This is a genomic window from Catellatospora sp. IY07-71 (assembly GCF_018326265.1).
Lineage (GTDB): Bacteria > Actinomycetota > Actinomycetes > Mycobacteriales > Micromonosporaceae > Catellatospora.
Genome location: NZ_AP023360.1, coordinates 2,230,920 through 2,246,175, shown reverse-complemented (window position 1 = coordinate 2,246,175; position 15,256 = coordinate 2,230,920). Strand labels below are relative to the sequence as shown.

Here is a 15,256-nt window from a genome sequence, read left to right as displayed (position 1 = left end):
ATTCTCCTAGATCTTTCCGACACCCGCGCCGGCCGTGACGATGGCCTTGACGTCGTTCGGGTTGTCGAGCACGTAGCTGTAGTAGTTGCTCGGCTCCTCGACGGAGCCCGAGCAGTCGGGAGCGCCCGGCTCGGTGCCGGTGAACACGTTGTTGCGCGCGACGCAGCGGCCGGACGGGCCGGCGTAGCTGTTGGTGATCGGCTCCTCGACGCTCTCGAAGTAGTTGCCCTCGACCATGCAGCCGGCGTTGGTCTGGCAGGCCACGCCCGCGTCGGTGTTGTGGAAGTAGTAGTTGTTGTAGATGTGCACCGGCTCGCCGTAGCGCACCCGCGGGTTGCGCTGCGGGGTCTCGTCGAACCAGTTGTGGTGGTAGCTGACCTTGAGGCGGCCGGTGTCCTGCTCGTCGTCGGCGTCGTCGCGGCCCAGCAGCATGTTCTTGCTGTGGTGGTGGGTGTGGTTCCACGAGATGGTCACGTACGACGAGCCGCGCTTGACGTCGATCAGGCCGTCGTAGCCCTGCGCCAGGTCGTTGTGGTCGATCCAGACGTGGTGCGAGAACATCTGCACGTTGATCGAGTCGTCGCTGGCGTTGCGGAACACCAGGTTGCGGATGATCACGTTCTGCACCGCGTTCGCGGGCGGCGACGTGATCGCGTCGTCGATCGGCAGGCCGATGTTGAAACCGCCGCCGGTGACGCCGGAGGCCGAGCCCACGCCGATGATCGACTTGTGCGAGGCCACGTTGTACATGCCGGCGGGCAGCGTGATCATGCCCTTGACGCAGATGTTCAGCGCGCCGGCCTGGGCGATCGCCGAGATCAGCTCGTTCGCGGTGTCGACCTCGATGGTCGGGCCGCCCGCGCCGCCGGTGGTGCCGCTGCGGCCCCAGGCGTTCACGGCCGCGAAGCCGGTCGGGCTGCCGCCGGTGTTGCAGGTGCCGGGCGGCGGCGGGGAGGTGCTCGGCGACGGCGGCACCGAGGGCGTCGGCGGGTACGGCGACGGGCTGCCGGGGTTGCCCGGGCCCGCCGTGTCGGACACCGTGACGTCGTCGAAGGACGCGCTGGCGTACGACGCCATCAGGCCGATCTTCCCCGAGGAGAAGGTCGTGTCCGTGGCCGTGAGCAGCTGGGTGTTGTTGACGAAGCCGGTCAGCGTCGAGCCGAACACGTCCAGCCGCAGCGTGTACCAGGTGTTCGTGGACACCGGGAACACCAGCGTGGCCAGCGTGGTGACGCCGCCGCCGGAGACCCGGCGCAGCTGCACCGCGCCGCCGCCGGTCAGCACCAGCGAGTAGTAGTTGGACAGGCTCTGCAGCCGGGCGGCGACGCCGACCGAGCGGGACGAGTTGCCGAAGGCGATCGGCTTGACCCGCGCCGAGACGGACTGGCCGGTCCAGGACGAGCCGGCCTGTGCCTTGGCGTCGGCGCCGGTGCCGGTCTGCCGCCAGACCTGGCTGCCGTCGGAGACCACCGACCAGCTGCCGCCGGACTTCGACCAGCCGGTCGAGTTGCCGTCCTCGAAGTCGTCCGAGAACAGGGTCGCCGCGTACGCGGTGCCGCCGGACCACGTCACGCCGAGGGCGACGACGAGGGCGGTCAGGCCGGCGCCGAGAGCGGCGGCGAGACGGGTGCGCCGTGGAGCCGCGCGCATGGATACGGACATGTGCGGAACCTCCTTGGGAGGGACCGCACCCGGTGGTCCGCTGCGGGCGCAACGGAGGGCGCCACCGGGTGCGGGAGTCGCACGGTGCGGGGAGGGCTCAGTGGAGGCCGAGCCTCCCCGCGCCGGAGAGCAGGGTGACCAGCGGGACCGCGAAGGCGGGCAGCGGCTTGTGCTGGCGCAGGGTGGGGGTCCAGCCCGCGTCGGGACCGAAGTCCGGGTCGTGCACCGCGTTGTACGCCGCCAGCAGGCTCAGCGGGCCGGGCCGGGCGTCGCCGTCCTTGCCCCAGCTGCCGAGCTCGGTGACGGCGGTGCCCTTCCAGTCCTTCAGCACCCGGTCGGCGGGGATGCCGTCCTGCAGCGTGAAGAAGTTGTTCTCCAGGTACACCGCCGACTGGATGCCCAGGCCGACGCTGTAGTCGTAGGGCTCGGCGACGCGGAACTGGTTGTTGTACACGTCGACCTGGCCGAAGCGGACCCGCGGCGCGCGCTGGCCGACCCCGTCGAAGACGTTGTGTCGCAGCGTGACCCGCAGCTTGCCGACGTCCGGGCCGACCGTGTCCGAGGAGCCGATCAGCATGGTCTTGTCGTGGTGGGTGAACACGTTCGCCGACACCGTGACCAGGTCGGAGGTGTGCGTGATGTCGAGCGCGCCGTCGTGCACCTGCCACGGGCGGCCGAAGTACACCGGCTGGTTGGAGTCGGGGTTGTCACCGTCGCTGAACGTGTTGTGGTCGATCCACACGTTGGTCGAGCGCCGCACCGAGACCAGGTCGTACTCGGAGTTCCAGTTGCCCTCGGCGCCGTCGGTGGGCCGCCAGCGGGGGAAGCAGTCGGCGGCGTCCTGGAAGTTCAGGTTGCGCACGATCACGTTCGGCGCGCCGTCGATCATCAGGGTGACGTGCTTCAGGGTGGCGTCGCCCAGGCCCACGATGGTGGTGTTGGCACCGACCTTGATCTCGGTGCGGGCGCGCTGGGCGGCGACCGAGCGCACGCGGGCCTGCTCGATCGGGCCGCTGGGGTCGGCCGCGCGGCCCCACACCGCCGGGTCGTACGCGGCCAGGTAGCTCTCCAGCGTGTAGCCGGGGTCGGCGAGGTCCGCGCAGGTGATCGGGTTGCCCTCGGCGGAGGTCAGGCCGTCGACGACACCCTCCACGAAGACGATCTTCGGGTCGGTGCCGGTGACCGCCGCGGCGAGGGCGTTGCGGTCGCGCACCACGAACACGTGGGCATCGTCGGCGGCCGAGCCGCCCGTGGTGCCGGCGCCGGAGGCGGCCCAGCCGTCGTTCGCGGCGAGCGGCTGCCGGGCGAGCTGGCTGGCCCACCAGCCGGGGCCGCTCGGGTCGCCGGTGGCCGCCGCGGGCGTCGCGCCCGCCAGCAGCAGCAACGCGCCCAGGGCGCACCCGGCGGCGACCCGCCGCAGCCGCCGGCCGACCACGTCGTCTATTCGCATCGCGCTCTCCAAAGAATGTGTCCGATGTGTTACGTCATCAGACAACGTAGGGAAGCACGAATAGTGAAGTCAATGGATCGGAATAGCAGGTTTGTTGCAGCTATTCTCGAACAGTATTCGCTGGTCCAGCCCGTTGGAAGGCTGGATCCAGCGACTATTCAGGTCGGCATTCGAATGCGGTGTCAGCCGTTTGCAGTCCCGCCCGGAACCGTTGCAGACCACGGCCGGGAAAGCTCGTTCATGAGGGCTCCCCGAGCGGCGCAGCGGGCCAGTACGGTGTTCACCCCGCGCAGCGTCCGGTGCCCGTCGGCCACGTCGAGCGCCTCCTCGGCGACCTGGTAGGGCGGCGGCGCCGCCCGCAGCCGCTCGAGCACGGCGGTGAACGGCGCGGTGCGGGACAGCGGCGCCAGCAGCGGCTCGCCGTCCGACCGGTGGGCCAGCAGGTTCTCCAGCAGGGTGCGGCGGCCCGTGACCTGCACCGCCGCCGCCTCACCCGGCAGCCGCAGCAGGTCCTCGCGGAAGCCCAGCTCGGCGTCGCCGCGCTCGCCGTACACGGTGAGGTCCCCGTCGACGAAGCCCTCGCCCGCCAGCGTCACCGCGACCAGCACGGTCACCCCGCCCGCCAGCGTGATGCGCAGCGTCGCGGTGTCCTCGACCTCGATCGGGCGTACCCGCAGCCAGTCCACCTCGACCCGCTCGACCGGCGCGTCCAGCACCGACAGCGCCTGCATCACCGCGTGCGCGAACGGGTTGGCCAGCGCCCCGTCCAGCGACGGGCGGCCGTCCACGGTGCGCCGGCCCGACCACGGCGAGCGGGCCCAGTAGGCGTCGTCGCGCTTCCAGCAGCCGAGCACGGAGATGTGCCGGACCGCGCCGAGCGCGCCGCCCACGACCGCCGCGCGCAGGCGGACCAGCGCCGGCGAGGCCAGCGCCTGGAAGCCCACCTGGACCACCCGGCCGGTCTCGGCCTCCGCCGCCGTGAGCGCCTCGTGCTCCGCCCTGTCGAGCACGGGCGGCTTCTCCAGCAGCACGTCCGCCCCGGCCCGCAGCGCGTCCCGGGTCAGCGCGAGATGCGTGTGCGGCGGCGTGCAGACGATGACCACCTGCGGCTTGACCTCGTCCAGCAGCGCCCGGTGGTCGGTGTAGACGGGCACCCCGGCCGGCGCCTCCTGCACCTCGCGCGTGTCCGCGAGCCCCACCAGCCGCACCGCCACGCCCGCCTCGGCCAGCTCCGCGAGCTGCCGCCGGTGGTACATGCCGTGCCCGTTCGCGCCGATCAGCGCGACCGACGTCGCCGTCATCGTGCCCCTCTCCTCATTCCAGCCCCGTGGTGCGCCGATCCTGCGCGGACAGCCCTCCGGCACGTCCGGTTCGCCCGTGTCCCGGGGGTCACCCGCGCAGCGGCGGCGCACGTGGGGTTCACGCCGCGGCCCGCCGGACCAGGTCCGCGGCGCCGTGGGTGGCCAGTTCGGAACGCCATCTCTCGATCATCCTGCGGCGGGCGGGATCGGGGACGGGCAGCACGCCGCCCTCGCCGAACAACGCCTCCGTGCTCGGGTCCGCGCGGACCTCGGTGGCGCGCGGGTCGTTCAGCGGCAGCTCCTGGCCGCTGTCGGCCGTGCCCTCGGCGAACCGGGCCCAGGCGGCCAGGATCAGCGTGGCCAGGGCCGGGTCGGGGACCGTGTTGAGCACGGACAGCGCTCGCTGCGGCAGCTTCTGCGTGCCGTCCATCGCCACCTGGAGGCAGCGGTGGCCCAGGGCCGCGTTGGCGAAGCGCTCCAGCGCCGCGTCGCCGTACCCGGCCACGGTGACCCCGTCCGGCGGGGTCATCGACGCCGCGACCTCGGTGGCGACGTAGCGGCGCAGCAGCTCGGTCATGCCGGGCAGGGCCAGCGCGTCGGCGATGTACTCGCAGCCGGCCAGCGCGCCCAGGTACGCCAGGGTGCTGTGCACGCCGTTGAGGGCGCGCAGCTTCAGGTGCTCCCAGGGCGTGACGTCGCCGGTGAGCACCGCGCCCGCCGCCGCCCAGTCCGGGTGGGCCCCGGCGAAGTCGTCCTCGATCACCCACTGGGAGAACGGCTCCCCCACGACGGCGGCGAGGTCGGCCACGCCGAGGTCACGCTCGGCCGTGGCCAGCAGCGCGGGCGTGGTGGCGGGCACGATCCGGTCGACCATGCTGGACGGGCAGCGCACCGACGTGGCGTACCAGTCGCGCAGCTCGTCGGGGATCACCCCCGCCAGCAGGCGGCCCAGCACCACCCCGTTGGACGGCAGGTTGTCGCAGCTGAGCAGCGTGATCGGCCCCGCGTCGGCGCGGCGGCGCGCGGCCAGCCCGTCCACCAGCAGCCGCGTCACCGCCGAGTCGGGCACGTACGCCTTCTCCGTCACGGTCAGCGTCACCACCCGGATCGCCGGATCGGCCAGGTGCGCGACGACCGAGCCGGGGTCGCTGGCGGCGTGCACCGTGCCGGTCAGCGCGCCGATCGCACGGGTCCGCGAGGCGGCGCCGTCGAGCGTGACCACGCTGTAGAGGTGGTCCTGCGCGCGCAGCGCCTCCAGCACGTCCCGCGAGCGCGGCGCGACCGCGACGATGCCCCAATCCCCGCCGGACGCGGCCATCGCCGCCTCGATGTAGACGGCCTGGTGGGCGCGGAAGAAGGCGCCCAGGCCAAGGTGCAGCACCCCGGCCCGGACGTCGCCCGGCAGCACGGCCGGGCGGCTGTCGGCGGGCAGCCGCGACAGCGTCGCCCGGCCGAGCCGGGTCGCCGAGGTGGTCATCGCCATACGGGGCCGTCCGGGAAGCTGTACTGCGCGATCGACTCCGGCTTGAACGTCACCGAGTAGCCGGGCTGGGCGGGCAGCCGGTAGCGGCCGTCGACCACGGTGATCGGGTCCTCGAAGTGCTCGTGCAGGTGCGCGACGTACTCCACCATGCGCCCGTCCAGCGAGCGGCCCAGCCGCAGGTAGTCGAAGACCGACAGGTGCTGCACGTACTCACACAGCCCGACGCCGCCCGCGTGCGGGCACACCGGCACGCCGAACTTGGCCGCCATCAGCAGGATGGACAGCACCTCGTTGACGCCGCCGACCCGGCACGCGTCGATCTGGCACACCTGGATCGCGTTCGCCTGCATGAGCTGCTTGAAGATGACCCGGTTGGCGGCGACCTCGCCGGTGGCCACCCGGATGGGGTTCACCGCGCGCGCCACGGCCGCGTGGCCCAGCACGTCGTCGGCGTGCGTCGGCTCCTCGATCCAGTACGGGTCCACCTCCGCCAGCACCTTCATGTTGGCGATCGCCTCGTCCACGTCCCAGACCTGGTTGGCGTCCATCATCAGCAGCGCGTCCGGGCCGATCTCCGCCCGGATGAGCCGGGCGCGGCGGATGTCGTCCTCGATCGGGCCGCCGACCTTCATCTTCATGGCCCGCCAGCCCTGCGCGTACGCCGCGCGGGTCAGCTCGCGCACCTGCTCGTCGGGGTAGCCCAGCCAGCCCACCGAGGTGGTGTACGACGGGAACCCGTCGCGCTCCAGCACCGCCAGCCGCTCGGCGTAGCCGCCGTCGTCGGCGAGCAGCGCCAGCGCCTCCTCGCGGGTGATCGCGTCGGAGATGTGGTGGAAGTCGACGTTGTTCACCAGCTCCTCGGCCGGCATCTCGGCCAGCAGGCGCCACATCGGCTTGCCCTCGGCCTTGGCCCGCAGGTCCCACACCGCGTTGACCAGCGCGCCGGTCGCCATGTGGATGACGCCCTTCTCCGGCCCGAGCCAGCGCAGCTGCACGTCGGCCGACAGCGAGCGCCAGAACGTCACCGGGTCGGCGAACAGCTCCTCCAGCGTCTTACCGACCACGTGGTACGACAGGGCCCGGATCGCCGCGCAGGCGATCTCGTTGCCGCGCCCGTTGGTGAAGGTGAAGCCCGCGCCGAAGATTCCGGCGTCGGTGTGCAGCTCCACGTACGCGGCGGAGTAGTCGCCCCGGTTGATCGCGTCGGAGCCGTCGCCGGCCGCCGCGGTCGGGAAGCGTACGTCGTGCACCTTGGCGTCGATGATTTTCATGGTCACCCTACTCGGAAGATCTTCTTGGGCAGGTGGTACGCCAGGTCGGCGATGGTCTCGGCGGCCTCGTCGAGGCCGAGGCGGTGCTCGGCGACCAGGCGCGCAAGGAAGCCCGCGTCGACCCGCCGGGCCACGTCGTGCCGGACCGGGATCGAGCAGTACGCGCGGGTGTCGTCGACGAACCCGGCGGTGTTGTAGAAGCCCGCGGTCTCGGTGACCGCCTCCCGCCAGCGGCGCAGCGCCTCCGGCGCGTCGAGGAACCACCACGGGGCGCCGATGAACATGGCCGGGTAGCCGCCGGCCAGCGGGGCCAGCTCGCGGCTGAACGTGTACTCGTCCAGCGTGTACACGACCACCCGGAAGCGCGGGTCGTGCCCGAACTCCTCCAGCAGCGGCCGCAGCGCGTTGGTGTACTCGGTGGCCACCGGGATGTCCCCGCCGACGTCGCGCCCGTGCGTGCGGAACAGCGTGGCGTTGTGGTTGCGCGACGAACCCGGGTGCAGCTGCATGACGAGGCCGTCGTCCAGCGACATCCGGGCGAACTCCATCAGCATGTGCGCGCGGAACGCCTCGGCCTCGGCCGCCGTCGCGCCGCCGTGCACCACCCGCTCGAACAGCGACTTCGCCTCGGCCGCGGTCATCCCGCCGGTGGCCGCGGTCGGGTGCCCGTGGTCGGAGCAGGTCGCCCCGGCCGCGATGAAGTCGCGCCGCCGCTGGGCCAGCGCGTGCAGGAAGCCCTCGTACGTCGCGGTGTCCTGGCCGGTGATCTCACCCAGCTTGACCACCCGGTCGGGCCAGCCGGGCCAGTCCATGTCCACCAGGTCGTCCGGGCGGAACGTGGTGATCACGCGCCCGCCGGGGCCGCCCCAGCCGTCCGCCGCGAGCTTCGCGTGCCGGGACAGGTCGTCCAGCGGCGACTCGGTGGTGGCCAGCACCTCCAGGTTGAACCGCTGGAACAGCGCGCGCGGCCGGTACTGCGGCTCGGCCAGCTTCGCGGCCAGCTCGTCGTAGACCCGGTCCGCCGTCTGCCCGCTGAACGGGGTCTCGATGCCGAAGACGGTGCGGAACGTCTGCTCCAGCCACAGCCGCGAGGGCGTACCCCGGAACAGGTGCCAGTTCTCGGCCAGGCGGCGCCAGATCAGGCGCGGGTCGGTCTCGGACGGGCCGCCGTCGATGCGGGGCACGCCCAGCTCGCTCGGCGGGATGCCCTGGCTGAGCAGCATCCGGGTGACGTAGTGGTCGGGCACCACGATCAGCCGCGCCGGGTCGGGGAACGGCGCGTCGTCGGCCAGGATGCCCGGGTCGACGTGACCGTGCGGGCTGATCAGCGGCAGGTTCCGCGCGTGCGTGTACAGCTCGCGGGCGATCGCCCGGGTGCGCGCCTCCGCCGGGAACAGCAGGTCGTCCACGGTCACTCCCATTCTGAAAGATCGAGCAGGGCGGCCACGTCCACGCTGCGCCCGGAGGCGATCGAGGCGTTGGCCGCCAGACCGGTCAGCAGCGAGCGCGCGCCGTCGAGCGCCGTGGCCGAGCGGTGCAGCGGGTCGGTGTCGCCGTTGAAGAGCACCCCGGTCATCCGGGCGTCCGCGCCGCCGTGCCCCTGGCGGTCGTACGAGGCCACCGGCACGTCCACCGGGGGCTCCCAGTAGCGGCGCAGGCGCAGCGAGACGCCGCCCTGCTCGGCGGCGGCCTCGACCCCGTGCAGCGCCGCCGAGTGGCCCTTCACCGCCCCGGCGACCCCGGGGGCGACGTGGTCGGACTCGACGATCTCCAGCTCCAGGCGGCCCCGGCTGCCGTTGAAGGCGATCCGGTAGCCCTCCCAGGGCGCGTACGCGGTGAGGTGGTAGCTCATCGTCGCGCCGGAGGCGTAGCGGACCAGCACCGCCATGTCGTCCTCGATGTCGGTGCCGGGCGCGAACACGTTGACGTCGCGGTGGTAGCCGTCGTGCGCCTCGGCGTCGAGGTACAGCTCGGCGAGGTTCGGGTTGTCGGCCAGGTGCAGCGCGAACGGGTCGCCCTGCGCCGCCGGGGAGCCGTGGGCGCGGGCGTAGTCGCGGGCGTAGCCGTGGCGGGCGCCGTCCGCGCCGTACAGGAACAGCCGTCCCTCGGCGGTGACCCGCACCGGGGTGCTGCCCAGCCACCAGTTGACCAGGTCGAAGTGGTGCGTCGCCTTGTGCACCAGCAGGCCGCCGGAGTGCGCCCGGTCGCGGTGCCAGCGGCGGAAGTAGTCCGCGCCGTGCCGCACGTCGAGCAGCCACTCGAAGTGCACCGAGCCGATCTCGCCGATGGCTCCTTCGGCGAGCAGCGTGCGCACCTGCTCGTGCACCGGGTGGAAGCGGTAGTTGAAGGCGACCTTCACGTCGCCGCCGGTGCGCCGCACGGCCTCCAGGATGCGCCGGCATTTCGGCACGTCGACCGTCATCGGCTTCTCGGTGACCACGGCGCAGCCGGCGTCGAGCGCCGCCACGATGTACTCGTCGTGGGTCGCGTCGACGCTGCACACCACGAGCGTGTCGATGCGCTCCTTCGCCAGCATCTCGGGCACGTCGGCGGCGTCGTATGCGACAGCGGGCGCAACACCCGCGGCCTGCAGCCGGCGCTGCTGCGCCGCGATCCGGGCGGGGTTGACGTCGGCGAGCGCCACCAGCTCGCCGTACCGGGTCAGGACCTGCGCGAACATCTGCGCACGAGCCCCGGTCCCCACGATCGCGTACCGCGTGGTCATCCGGCCTCCTGGGCCTCAGGGACTACAAACGTTTGCAGCAGAACTAACCATCGTGTTTCGATCGCGTCAATGGGCGTACCAGAATCGGCCTTGATTGTCCTAATTTTTACCCCCACAACGGCGCGCAAGGTCCACTGTCGAAACCGGATCGTCATATTCGACCGTTGACAGAGTCGCAACCGTTTGCATCTAATGGGTGACCACCGTGATAGCCACCACAGGCTCGTGTCCACAAAGGAGCGCAGGTGCCGGCCACAATCCGCGACGTCGCCCGAGCAAGTGGCGTGCACGTCTCCACCGTGTCGCGTGCCTTCAGCGCACCGCAGCTGGTGAACGCCGAGACCCGGGCGCACGTCCTCGCGGCGGCCGAAGAGCTCGGCTACCGCCCCAACCGGGCGGCCCGCGCGCTCATCACCGGGCGCACCCACAACATCGGGCTGATCGTGGCGGACATCGCCAACCCGTTCTTCCCGCCGCTCATCAAGGCGGCGGAGAGCCATGCGCGCGGCCGCGACTACCACGTCTTCGTCGCCGACACCAACGAGGACGCCGGCGTCGAGGAGGAGCTGGTGCTCGCCCTCGCCAAGCAGGTCGACGGCGTGCTGCTGTGCAGCCCGCGCATGAGCAACACCCAGATCGAGCAGCTGTCCCGCGAGGTCCCGCTGGTCGTGGTCAACCGGCCGGTGCCGGGCCTGCCCGCGGTCGTGATGGACGTCGCGCAGGGCGCCCGCCTGGCGGTGGAGCACCTGGTGAGCCTCGGCCACCGCTCGATCGCCCTGCTGGGCGGCCCGCGCGGCTCGTGGACCAACCGGGAGATCCGCCGGTCGGCCACCCTGGCCGCCCGCACCGCCGGGGCCGAGCTGGTGGTCATCGGCCCCAACCCGCCCACCGAGGAGAGCGGGTCGGCCGCGGCCGACGCCGTGCTGCGGGCCGGCGTCAGCGCCGTGCTCGCGTACAACGACCTCATGGCCGTGGGCCTCATCGACGCGCTCGACCACCGCGGGGTCAAGGTCCCGGATCAGATCAGCGTCGTCGGCATAGACGACACCGCGCTGAGCCGGCGCACCCGCCCCATGTTGACGACGGTGGCCACCCCTACGGCGGCCGCCGGACGGGCGGCCGTCGACATGCTGCTCCAGCATGGCGACGACCGCCGCACCACCGCACTGGTAACGCTCCAGACCGAGTTGGTCATCCGCGACTCGTCAGGCCCGGGCCCGCATCGCACTGCGGGCCCGGGCGGACGGCATCAGCCGCCCGTTGACGGTGTCGCTTCCGAGAGCAGGGAGTGAAAGCTATGCACCCAGCGACACCCGCGCCGGCCGACCAGCCGTCGCAGCTCCACGGTAGCCTGCCGGCGGGCGGTATGAATCGCCGCCACCTGCTGCGCATGCTCGCCGGCACCGCGATCGCCGTGCCCGCGGGGGGCCTGCTGGCCGCCTGCGGCGAGGAGGAGCCCGCTGCCGACCCGAACGCGCCGGTCAACATCTCCTTCTTCTGGTGGGGTGGCGAGGCCCGCGCCAAGCTCACCGAGCAGGCGCTCAAGCTCTACATGGACAAGCACAAGAACGTCACCATCACGCCCACCTGGCAGGCGTTCACCGGCTACTACGACAAGCTCGCCACCATCGCGGCGGGCGGCAACGCGCCGGACATCTTCCAGATCGACGACAACGGCCTGGCCGAGTACGCCGGCCGCAACGTCACCCTGGACCTGTCCAAGTACACGGCGAACAACAAGATCGACGTGTCCAAGCACCCCGAGAGCCTGACCAAGTACGGCCAGCTCGGCGGCAAGCAGGTGGCCATCGCCACCGGCGAGAACACCCCGGCGATCATCTACGACAAGACCAAGCTGGGCGAGCTGGGCGTCGAGGTCCCGCAGATCGGCTGGACGTACGAGCAGATCATCACCTGGGGCGCGGGCGTCACCACGAAGTCCGGCGGCAAGTACTGGGGCCTGATGGACCCGAGCTCCGACTACAAGGCGCTGTGGCTGTGGCTGCGCGCCCAGGGCAAGGAGTTCTACGACGGCCCGAAGCTCGCCTTCACCGAGGCCGACCTGGTCGGCTGGTTCAAGCTGTGGGTGGACGCCCGGACCAAGGGCGCGATCCCGCCGGCCGACGTCTGCCACGAGGCGGTCACCGGCAGCGTCGCCACCCAGCTCGTGGTGACCAAGAAGGCCGGCGTGTCGTTCATGTGGTCCAACCAGCTCTCCGAGATGCAGAAGGCCACCAAGAACGACCTGGCCATGACGGCGTACCCGGGCGACCCGAAGGGCCAGTGGGCGCGCGCGTCGACGTACTGGGCCGCCTCGCGCACCACCAAGTCGCCGGACGTGGTGGCCGACATCATCAACTTCCTGGTCAACGACGTGGAGGCCGGCAAGATCCTGGGTGTGGACCGGGGCCTGCCGAACAACCTCGACGTGCGCAAGGCGGTCTCCGACGCGCTGACCGACCAGAAGATGAAGGACACGGTCGCCTTCGAGAACGAGATCACGCCGAAGTTCGGCCCGGCCCCCGCGCCGCCGCCGAAGGGCCACAGCGGCCTGCGCAACACGCTGCGCGACATCGCCGAGACGGTGGCGTACGGCAAGCAGACCCCCGAGGCCGCCGCGAAGCAGTTCTTCACCGAGGCCACCGCCGCCCTGGCGTGACCCGGCCCCGGCGGGCCGGCCGTCCCGGGCCGGCCCGCCGCACCCGTACCGCAGCTCTGACGGACACCACCCTCAGAGGAACGCCGTGGCCGCAACTCCTTCCCGAGTTGCGGCCACGCGTCCGAGAGGGGCCCACCCACGTATCACAACCTGGAAGGGGACCGCGCGTGGCGCTCACCACGGCTTCCCGACCGGCCCTCACGGCCGCTGCGCCCACGCCGCCGCCGAAACGGGGCCGGCGCAAGAATTATGCCTCCCGCCGCCAGGAGGGCCTGGCGGGCTATGTCTTCCTGTCTCCGTGGCTGATGGGCCTGATGGCCATCACCGCGTTCCCCATGCTCTTCTCGCTGTACCTGAGCTTCACCAACTACGACATCCTGTCGAGCTGGGAGTTCGTGGAGTGGGTCGGCTTCGACAACTACGAGAAGATCTTCACCGGTGATCCGATCTTCTGGAAGTCGGTGCGGGTCACCCTCACCTACGGCCTGATCGCCATCCCGCTGAAGCTCGCCGCCTCCCTCGGCGTCGCGCTGCTGCTCAACCGCGAGCGGCGCGGGGTGGGCCTGTTCCGCAGCATGTTCTACCTGCCGTCGCTGCTCGGCGGCTCGGTGGCGCTGGCGCTGGTCTGGGTCGCCATGTTCAACGGCGAGGGCTCCTTCAACGCCTTCCTCGGCCTGTTCGGCATCGAGGGCAAGCCGTGGATCAACGACCCGGACTGGGCCCTGGAGACCCTGATGGTGCTGACCATCTGGCAGTTCGGCGCCCCGATGGTGATCTTCCTGGCCGGCCTCAAGCAGGTCCCCAGCGAGCTCTACGAGGCCGCGTCGGTGGACGGGGCCAGCAAGGTCCGGCAGTTCTTCCACATCACGCTGCCGATGCTGTCCCCGGTCATCTTCTTCAACCTGGTGCTGGAGACCATCAACGGCTTCCAGGGCTTCACCTCGGCCTTCGTCATCAGCAACGGCACCGGCGGGCCGGTGTACTCGACCAAGCTCTACACCCTGCACATCTACGACAAGGCGTTCACCGACTTCCAGATGGGCTACTCGTCGGCGCTGGCCTGGATCTTCCTGGCCGCGATCGGCCTGATCACGGTGGTCTTCTTCAGCACCGGCAAGTTCTGGGTGCACTACTCGGACGGAGAGAACTGATGGCCCGCGTCCGTGGCTGGCTGCGGGTGCTCGCCCTACTGGGCGTGCTCACCGTCGTGCTGTATCCGCTCATCTGGGTGGTGGGCTCGTCACTGAAGTCCCCGACCGAGATCACCAGCAACCTGTCGGTCTGGCCGGAGGAGCTGACCTGGTCGAACTACTCCGACGGCTGGAACTACATCCCCGGCCTCAGCTTCACCCGGTTCATCACGAACAGCCTGGTGATCTCGCTGGCGACGGTGGTGGCCAACGCGCTGAGCTGCCTGGTGACCGCGTACGCGTTCGCCCGGCTGAAGTTCCGGGGCCGCAAGTTCTACTTCGCGCTGATGATCGCGACGCTGCTGCTGCCCGGCCACGTGCTGATCGTGCCGCAGTACGTGCTGTTCAACGAGTTCGACTGGATCGACACCCCGCTGCCGCTGATCGTGCCGAAGCTGCTGGCCACCGAGGCGTTCTTCATCTTCCTCATGGTGCAGTTCATGCGGGGCATCCCGCGCGAGCTGGACGACGCGGCGAAGATCGACGGCTCGGGCCCGTACCGCACGTTCTGGCACGTCATCCTGCCGCTGTCCCGGCCGGCGCTGATCACCACGGCGATCTTCTCGTTCATCTGGACCTGGAACGACTTCTTCACGCAGCTGGTGTACCTGCCCAGCGTGGAGAGCTACACGGTCCCGGTGGCGCTGCGGCTGTTCATCGACTCCAGCGGGCAGACCTCCATCGGCCCGATGCTGGCCATGTCGGTAGTCTCGCTGCTCCCGGTGTTCCTGTTCTTCCTCGGCTTCCAGCGCTTCCTGGTCCAGGGCATCAACACGAGCGGACTGAAGGGCTGACCCATGACGGCGACGACCACCACGGACTGGCGCGACACCCTGCGTGACGCGGCCGACCTAGCCCTGGTCGGCATCGTGGTGACCGTCGCGGCGGTGCCGGTCGTGACGACCGGCGCCGCCGTCGCCGTCGGCGCCGAGGCCGTGCACCTGCGCTTCGCCGAGGGCCGCTGGCCCGGCTTCGCCGACCTGCTGCGCTCCTTCGGCCGCCGGCTGCTCCCCGGCTTCCTGGCCACGCTGGCGGTGCTCGCCGCCGCCCTGCTGCTGGGCCTGAACCTCTACTGGCTGCGCCAGGGCCTCGCGCCCGGCGGCGCCGCCCTCACGGCCGTCACGGTCGCCGCGATCCTCGCGCTGGCGGGCGCGGTCTGCCTGGCCATCCCTTTCCTGGGCCGGGGGTATGGGTACCTGCGCGCGCTGCGTACCGCCGTCACCCGCCCGAAGCTGATCCTGGCCTGCGTCGGCGTGCTCGGCATCGCCGCCATGATCGGCTCGATCCTCCCGGTGACGGCGCCCCTGCTCGCTGGCTACTTCCTCTTCGCCCTATACACCATCGCCCGCCGAGTCCCGTAACACCCGGCATCCTTGCCGCCGCAGCGGCCTCCAGACAGTAGATCTAGAAGAGTTGTTGTCGCCCCCACGACAACAACTCTTCTAGATTCACCCAACTCCTAGATGATCATGAAGTTAGGGTGGCGGCACGCCGTTGAACACGTCCATAAGTTCA

General features: G+C 71.0%; 12 protein-coding genes. 5 read left to right on the top strand and 7 right to left on the bottom strand.

From position 1 onward, the window contains the following. Positions 1-6: 6 nt before the first annotated feature. From CS0771_RS10215 to CS0771_RS10185, 7 genes are all read right to left on the bottom strand, one after another. Positions 7-1,662, bottom strand: coding sequence for a pectate lyase (locus CS0771_RS10215; RefSeq protein WP_244870717.1), 1,656 nt, complete (start codon positions 1,660-1,662; stop codon positions 7-9). Positions 1,663-1,759: 97 nt separating this feature from the next. Continuing rightward, positions 1,760-3,112 carry a polysaccharide lyase family 1 protein gene (locus CS0771_RS10210; protein WP_212840764.1) on the bottom strand — a complete coding sequence of 451 codons (1,353 nt, stop codon included), beginning with the start codon at positions 3,110-3,112 and terminating at the stop codon, positions 1,760-1,762. Between the two features lie 182 nt (positions 3,113-3,294). Beyond that, entirely contained in the window at positions 3,295-4,413 is a 1,119-nt protein-coding gene (locus CS0771_RS10205; RefSeq protein WP_212840763.1) for a Gfo/Idh/MocA family protein, read from the bottom strand. A gap of 118 nt (positions 4,414-4,531) precedes the next feature. After that, a complete protein-coding gene (locus CS0771_RS10200; protein ID WP_371821383.1) occupies positions 4,532-5,890 on the bottom strand; it encodes a mannitol dehydrogenase family protein in 1,359 nt (452 codons plus the stop codon). Continuing rightward, on the bottom strand, positions 5,887-7,167 hold the full coding sequence (locus CS0771_RS10195) for an enolase C-terminal domain-like protein (protein WP_212840761.1): 1,281 nt from the start codon (positions 7,165-7,167) through the stop codon (positions 5,887-5,889). The genes CS0771_RS10200 and CS0771_RS10195 overlap by 4 nt, the downstream gene beginning before the upstream one ends. A 2-nt stretch (positions 7,168-7,169) precedes the next feature. After that, positions 7,170-8,588 carry a glucuronate isomerase gene (gene uxaC, locus CS0771_RS10190; RefSeq protein WP_212840760.1) on the bottom strand — a complete coding sequence of 473 codons (1,419 nt, stop codon included), beginning with the start codon at positions 8,586-8,588 and terminating at the stop codon, positions 7,170-7,172. Further along, the gene (locus tag CS0771_RS10185) at positions 8,579-9,892 is read right to left on the bottom strand and encodes a Gfo/Idh/MocA family protein (RefSeq protein WP_212840759.1); all 1,314 of its coding nucleotides are present in this window, start codon (positions 9,890-9,892) and stop codon (positions 8,579-8,581) included. The genes uxaC and CS0771_RS10185 overlap by 10 nt, the downstream gene beginning before the upstream one ends. Positions 9,893-10,137: 245 nt before the next feature. Here CS0771_RS10185 and CS0771_RS10180 point away from each other — a divergent pair, with 245 nt between their 5' ends. From CS0771_RS10180 to CS0771_RS10160, 5 genes are all read left to right on the top strand, one after another. Continuing rightward, on the top strand, positions 10,138-11,184 hold the full coding sequence (locus tag CS0771_RS10180) for a LacI family DNA-binding transcriptional regulator (protein WP_212840758.1): 1,047 nt from the start codon (positions 10,138-10,140) through the stop codon (positions 11,182-11,184). A gap of 74 nt (positions 11,185-11,258) precedes the next feature. Further along, positions 11,259-12,551: an ABC transporter substrate-binding protein gene (locus CS0771_RS10175; RefSeq protein ID WP_244870715.1), complete on the top strand. Its 1,293-nt coding sequence runs from the start codon at positions 11,259-11,261 to the stop codon at positions 12,549-12,551. Positions 12,552-12,856: 305 nt separating this feature from the next. Then, positions 12,857-13,702, top strand: coding sequence for a carbohydrate ABC transporter permease (locus CS0771_RS10170; RefSeq protein WP_212845747.1), 846 nt, complete (start codon positions 12,857-12,859; stop codon positions 13,700-13,702). Then, complete coding sequence (locus CS0771_RS10165; RefSeq protein ID WP_212840756.1) at positions 13,702-14,535, top strand: carbohydrate ABC transporter permease; 834 nt, start codon at positions 13,702-13,704, stop codon at positions 14,533-14,535. The genes CS0771_RS10170 and CS0771_RS10165 overlap by 1 nt, the downstream gene beginning before the upstream one ends. Before the next feature lie 3 nt (positions 14,536-14,538). Next, complete coding sequence (locus CS0771_RS10160) at positions 14,539-15,102, top strand: hypothetical protein (RefSeq protein WP_212840755.1); 564 nt, start codon at positions 14,539-14,541, stop codon at positions 15,100-15,102. The last annotated feature ends 154 nt before the right edge of the window (positions 15,103-15,256 follow it).